The following is a 6489-nucleotide window of genomic DNA, read 5'->3' as shown; positions in this document are numbered from 1 at the left end:
GAGCCTCCGGAGCGCCGAAGGCGCGTAACATACCAGCCTGGCCTGAAGGGCCAGGGGATGGGATTCAAAACAGGCGAGAGGGCTGAAGGCCCGAAACATGGGGCCTCCGGAGCACCAGCGGCTGCGGCACAGGGCCTCCGGAGCGCCGAAGGCTGCGGCACTGAGCCTCCGGAGCGCCAACGGCGGCAGACGGCAGAAGAATGCCGAGCTGGCGCTCGGCGCTCCCAGGGGCGCCATGTCCTTGCCGTGGTCGGATAACCCCGCCAACGGGCAACGGCAGGCGTCCTTCCGAGCGCCAACGGCTGCGGCACTGAGCCTCCGGAGCGCCGAAGGCGCGTAACATACCAGCCTGGCCTGAAGGGCCAGGTAATGGGATTCAAAACAAAAAGAGGGCTGAAGGCCCGAAACATGGGACCTCCGGAGCGCCAACGGCTGCGGCACAGGGCCTCCGGAGCGCCAACGGCTGCGGCACAGGGCCTCCGGAGCGCCGAAGGCGGCAGACGGCAGAAGAATGCCGAGCTGGCGCTCGGCGCTCCCAGGGGCGCCATGTCCTTGCCGTGGTCGGATAACCCCGCCAACGGGCAACGGCAGGCGACCCCCGGAGCGCCGTTGGCGCTGTATCGGACTGTTGTGCCCCAGGCGGGGATGTCCCAAGTGCGGGCCGGGATATCTGCCGCGGCCACATCGTCCACGAACTTCCGACCGGCGGGGGCGCCGGTCCCACACGGGCGGGCCGGGATATCTGCCGCGGCCACATCGTCCACGAACTTCCGACCGGCGGGGGCGCCGGTCCCACACGGGCGGGCGGGAAGCCCTTACCACAACGTCGTGTTTCTGCATCGGGCCTTCACTTCTTCTGCCCCTGTAACTCCCGCCCTGGGACAATCCATCGTCGCACTTTCGAGCCCCGCAGGGGCGACAGGCCGTAGCCCAGGGCCAGCCACGCGGTACGCGTGGCGCAGCCCTGGGATCCCGCCCACCCCACCATCCAGCCCCGGAGGGGCGGAAGAGGCCCCTTTCGTGCACCCGTCTGCCGCCTCCATCCGGCAGATTGCGGCCGGTTCTCCGGGCCTGGGCGAACCCTCGGGACCGGATGGGGTCTCATCAGGTGTAGCCTCCCGGGGGGCGGACGCAAACCCCCGGGAGCAACTTTTGAACGCTGAATGACATCAAACGTTGTATGGTATGGGGCGCAGAAGCATCCAACGCCACGCTGCGGGATATGCGGCCCCAAAGCCATTACCGAACCGGAGGATTTGGACCATGCGGAAACATGCCGGCTTCTCGTGCACCCCTCTCGTATTCCTGTTCGTTGTGATTGTCTCCCTGCTTGCCCTGACCCCTCAGGCACGCGCGGCGAATGCGCCCTGCCTCGTCCGTGAATCGCTCCAGGTGATGCGGGTTCCCTCCGGATTTGAGGTACGGGCGAAGGCCGTCAACCCCGGCTCAGCCCGGACGGGGGCCAGCCTCGAGGTCCAGATTACGGACCTCGAGGGAGGTCCGGTCGCCCGGATATCCAACCAGGTGGCCCTCGACCCCGGAGCCAGCCAGGTAGCCGTCACCCTGCCGAGCACGCTCGATGAGAGCAGGATCCCGTTGTACATGATTCAGTATGTCTTTGACGGCCCCAGCGGCCGGGAAACAGGGGCCAAACAGCTCGTGGACGCGATGGCGCAGCTCGAGACGCGCGTCGTCGCCTACAGCAACCTGCTCTCCGGCAGCGCGGCCACCGTGCGCGTTGTCGCCCTCAACCATGCGAACCAGGAGCCCGTCGCCAACGCCTCCGTGGCCATATTCCTCACCGCCGGGGACAAGGAACAGCTCCTCCATGCCGGGAAAACCACTGAAGACGGCACGCTCGAGGCCGTGTTCACCGTGCCGGACAACGTGGAAGGCACGGGCCAGCTGCGCATCACCGTGGCGTCTGAAGGGCTCGGCCAAGACGAGGTCACCCAGCCGGTCACCGTCAAGCGCGTCTCGAAAATCCTCCTTACGACCGACAAACCCCTGTACCAGCCCGGACAGACCATCCAGATGCGCGCGCTGAGCCTCGCCGCGGCCGACTTGCATCCCGAAGCCGAAAAAGAGGCCGTGTTCGAGGTCATGGACTCCAAGGGCAACAAGGTCTTCAAGAAAAAGCTCGCTACGGACGCATTCGGCATCGCCGCCGCCGATTTCGAGCTCGCGACCGAGGTCAATGTCGGCGAATACATCGTGCGGGCCATCCTGGGCAACACCGAGTCCGAGAAACAGGTCCGGGTCGAGCGGTACGTGCTGCCCAAGTACAAGATCGGCCTGTCGGCCGACAAAGACTTCTATTTGCCGGGCGAGACGCTCAAGGGCGAGGTCCAGGCCGATTACTTCTTCGGCAAACCGGTTTCAGCGGGAAAAGTGACCATCAGCGCGTCGAAATTCGAGGTTGAATTCGAGGAGTTCGCCACGGCTGACGGCACCCTCGATGATAAGGGCCACTGGTCGTTCGAAATCCCCCTGCCGGAGTTCTTTGCGGGCACGCCGCTCGAACAGGGCCAGGCGTCGGTCCGTCTCGAGGCGGTCGTGGTGGATACGGCTGACCACCGCGAAGAGAAAGTGATTATGAAGCCCGTAGCCGCCGCACCGTTGATGGTGTATGTCGTGCCCGAGAGCGGCAAACTGGTCCCGAACCTCGAGAACCGCATTCATGTGCTCGTGGCCTACCCGGACGGCAGCCCGGCGCAGGGGGCCACGGTGGTCACCGGCCTCGATGAGAACAAACCCTACACTACTGACGACCTGGGCATCGTGACCATCGCTTATACCCCGTCGCACGAAGGCGACTGGGGCTTGACCGTCAAAGCGCGCGACAAACAAGGGCGCAGCGTCGAGAAACAGGTCACGCTCGAAGGCAAGACCGGCGCGGAACAGATCATCCTCCGCACCGACAAGACCCTCTACAACGTGGGCGAGACCATCCGCGCGGAAGTCTATGCCACCAAGCCCTCAGGCACGGTCTATTTCGACATGGTGCGCGAAGGGCAGACGGTGATGACGCAGACCGCCGATTTGGCCGCGGGAAAGGCCTCGCTCGAGTTCGACATCGACCCCTCCCTGTTCGGGTCGGCCGTCCTCCAGGCTTACGTGTTCACGCCCGGCACGGACATCATCCGCGACACGCGCCTGTTATACGTCAACCCCGCCGACGCGCTGAACATGAACATCGCCCTCGACAAACAGACCTACCGTCCCGGCGAACAGGCCCAGTTGCGGTTTGCCGTCACCGACGCGTCGGGCAAACCCACGCCCGCCGCCTTGGGCATCGCGATCGTCGACGAGAGCGTGTTTGCCCTGCAGGAGATTCATCCCGGGCTCGAGAAAGTCTATTTCACCCTCGAAAAAGAGATCATGCAGCCGCGCTATGAGATCCACGGCTACGAAATGAGCGACATCGTGGCCGGCACGGTGCCCGAGGGTCCCGTCCCGGTGCCGAAACCTGCCGAATGGACCGCGGCCCAGCAGCGCGCGGCCGAGGTCCTGCTGGCGTCGTCGCCCGAGCCCCCGATGCCGCCCGTCAAGGTCAACACCTTCATGGGCAAACGCGAAGCGGCCGACCAGGCCCTCGACGCCCGGATGCAGCGCGACCTCGAGCGGGTGCACCGCGCCATTTCCGAGTATCTGCGCGAATACCACTGGGACGTGCCCGACAACCTCGTCCAGATCATGCTCCGGAGCCACCGGCTGCGCGACAACGAGGTCCGCGACCCCTGGGGCAACACCTACCGATTCGAATTCGCCGACAAGTCCCACCGCGGGCTGCGGTTCACCATGTTCTCGAACGGGCCCGACGGGCTCCCGAATACCCAGGACGACCTCCGGCGCGAATCCTGGGCGGGTGAGGTCCAGGAGGATGTGGCGGATTTTGGGGGTATTGCAGGCGGCCTTGTTCGCGGGCGCATGAAAGTGATGGCAGGCGCACAGATGGAAGTGATAGCGGACCTCGCGGCGCCTCCGCCCATGGCGGCTCCCGCCGAAGCCGCCAAGCCAGCGGCGACGACGATGCCGACGAGCGGCTCTGCGGCCGGTGAACCCCCTGCGCCGCGGTTGCGCGAGTATTTCCCTGAAACCCTGCTCTTCGAGCCCGCCCTCATCACCGACGCGCAAGGCGTGGCGGTGCTGGGCGTAGACCTCGCCGACAGCATCACCACGTGGCGCATGACGGCCATGGCGTCGTCGAAGACCGGCGCGCTCGGCAGCAAGGACAGCGGCATCCTGGTGTTCCAGGATTTCTTTGTCGACCTTGACCTGCCCGTCTCGCTGACGCAGCACGACAAGGTATCGATCCCCGTGGTGCTCTATAACTATCTCGAACAAGCCCAGGACGTGCGGCTCAAGTTCGAGGTGGAACCCTGGTTCAAGCTCGAAGGCGAGGCAGAACGCACTATCTCGCTCCAGCCCGGCCAGGTCACGTCGATGTACTTCCCCATCGAAGTCGTCGAGCTGGGCAAGCACCGCCTGACCGTCTGGGCCTACGGTTCCCAGATGAGCGATGCCATCCGCCGCGACATCGAAGTGCGGCCCGACGGCGAAGAACAGAACGTGACCTTCAGCGACCGGCTCTCGGCCAAGGTCGAGCACACTATCGAGATCCCGGGCAACGCCGTCGAGGGCGCGAGCAAGATCCTCGTGCGCATCTATCCCGGCGTGTACAGCCAGATCGTCGACGGGCTGGACAGCATGCTCCAGATGCCGTTTGGCTGCTTCGAACAGACCAGCTCGGTCACGTATCCCAACATTCTCGTCGTGCAGTACATGAAAGCCACGGAGCAGATCAACCCCGAGACCCAGATGAAGGCCGAGGGGTTCATCAACGCCGGCTACCAGCGCCTCCTGTCCTATGAGGTTCAGGGCGGCGGCTTCTCGTGGTTCGGCGACGCCCCGGCCAATAAGGTCCTTACCGCGTGGGGCTTGAAAGAGTTCTGCGACATGGCCGAGGTCCACGAGGTGGATCCGGCGGTTATCGAGCGCACCCGCGCATGGCTCCTCTCGAAACAGGAAGCGGACGGCTCGTGGAAACCCGACGAGCAGTACCTCCACGCGGAATCGTGGGCCGGCATCCAGAACAGCGGGCTGCTTGTGACCGCATACATCGCCGAGGCGGTTCTAGGCACCGGCGGCAAAGGCGCCGAGGCCGACAAGGCCATTTCCTACATCCGCGACAACTGGGAGAGCTGCAAGGAGCCGTATACCCTCGCCCTCGTGGCCAACGCATTGGTGGCGTGGAATCCGAAAGACGCCTGGACCCTCCGCGTGCTCGAGAAACTCCACGACATGCGCGTCGAGGAGAAGGACACCGCCCATTGGAAGGGTGGTTCCGGCACGGTCACCTTCACCGAGGGCGACGCGGCCGACATCGAGACCACCGCCCTCGCGACGATCGCCTTCCTGAACGCGAACCGGTACCCTGAGACCACCACCAAGGCGCTCACCTACATCATCCAGAAGAAAAGCGCCCAAGGCCATTGGGGTTCCACCCAGGCGACCATCCTGGCGCTCAAGGCCCTCATGCTGTCGCTGGGCAGCCGCACCGAGACCGTCAACGCGAAGGTCACGGTCGCGCTGAACGGCGAACAGGTATCGGAATTGGCGGTGACTCCGGAAGACTGCGACGTCATGCGGCTGGTCGACCTGGGCGAGAAGACCAAGGCCGGCAGCAATACCGTGACGCTCACTATCGATGGCGAAGGCTCGATGCTGTACCAGGTGGTGGGGCGGTTCTACACGCCGTGGGTTGCCGCTCAGCCCGAGCAGGCGCCCATGAGCATCGAGGTGGCCTACGACAAGACCCGGCTCGCCGTGAACGACATGGTCACGGCCCGCGTGAAAGTCACCAACAACCGTCCGAATGCCGCGCAGATGATTATCGTTGACCTCGGCATTCCGCCCGGGTTCGAAGTGCAGGCCGCCGACCTCGAAAAACTCGTCGAAAACAAGACCATCCAGAAATACGAGATGACCGGCCGCCAGATCATCGTCTATTTCGAGCGCATCGACGGCAACGGCGTGATCGAATTCCAGTACGCGCTGCGCGCCAAATTCCCCCTGCGCGCACAGACGCCCAGTTCGCGCGTGTACGACTACTACAACCCCGAGAACGAGGGCACGGCTTCTCCTCAGGCCATCCTCGTCGAATAACCCTCTCCCGAGAAAAGCCCCGGGACGGACAGCGCGCCGTCCCGGGGCGATGTTCGGCGTGACCCCATCCGGCGCGGCTTTCACATCGTGTGGGACCGGCGCCCTCGCTCCTGCCCGTGTGGGACCGCCGCCCTCGCCGGTCAAGATGCTGCGAGCGACCCGCCTGCAACGTAGCCTGAGCATCCAGCGCATAATCTCTTCAACTGCCCTCACATGCAGATTCCACCGCCCCTTGCGGGGCTGAGGGAAGGGTTGGCCAAGGTCCCAGGGCTGCGCCACGCGTTCCGCGTGGCTGGCCCTGGGCTGCGTCCTGCCGCCCCT

At 64.9% G+C, this 6489-nt stretch carries 1 protein-coding gene; it reads left to right on the top strand.

What is annotated here, in order from left to right; all coding sequences use genetic code 11:
• Positions 1 to 1263 precede the first annotated feature (1263 nt).
• Positions 1264 to 6168, top strand: coding sequence for an MG2 domain-containing protein (locus tag PLJ71_19665; protein HQM50910.1), 4905 nt, complete (start codon positions 1264 to 1266; stop codon positions 6166 to 6168).
• Positions 6169 to 6489 lie beyond the last annotated feature (321 nt).

The organism is Candidatus Hydrogenedentota bacterium, assembly GCA_035416745.1.
Classification (GTDB): Bacteria; Hydrogenedentota; Hydrogenedentia; order Hydrogenedentales; family SLHB01; genus UBA2224.
The sequence above is the reverse complement of the archived record's forward strand: the minus strand, read 5'-3'. Positions and strand labels throughout refer to the sequence as shown.

Excerpts from the sequence above, each read along its gene's own strand:
- PLJ71_19665 (HQM50910.1), top strand. The coding sequence starts at position 1,264 with ATGCGGAAACATGCCGGCTTCTCGTGCACCCCTCTCGTATTCCTGTTC.